Source organism: Curtobacterium sp. PsM8 (assembly GCF_030433875.1).
Classification (GTDB): Bacteria; Actinomycetota; Actinomycetes; order Actinomycetales; family Microbacteriaceae; genus Curtobacterium.
This window is the reverse complement of record NZ_JARUXD010000246.1, coordinates 1-206: the sequence shown is the minus strand read 5'-3', so window position 1 is coordinate 206 and position 206 is coordinate 1. Positions and strand designations below refer to the sequence as shown.

1 pseudogene is annotated in these 206 nt (G+C 78.2%); it reads left to right on the top strand.

From position 1 onward, the window contains the following. Positions 1–206: pseudogene (locus QCD68_RS17440) on the top strand (haloacid dehalogenase); the annotation flags it as partial.

Genomic DNA, 206 nt, shown 5'->3' with positions numbered 1-206 from the left:
GGCCCGGGGCGGGGGTCGCGGCGGCCCGCGCGGCGGGTCTCGCGGTGGGGGTCGTCACGAACCTGTCCGCGAGCGCCACGGGCCTGGCGACCCGCGACCAGGTCTACGCGACGAACGCCCGCGTCGACGGGCTCGTCGGCCCCTTCGACGTGTGGGAGGTCTGCCCGCACCACCGCGGCGACGACAGCGACTGCCGCAAGCCCCCT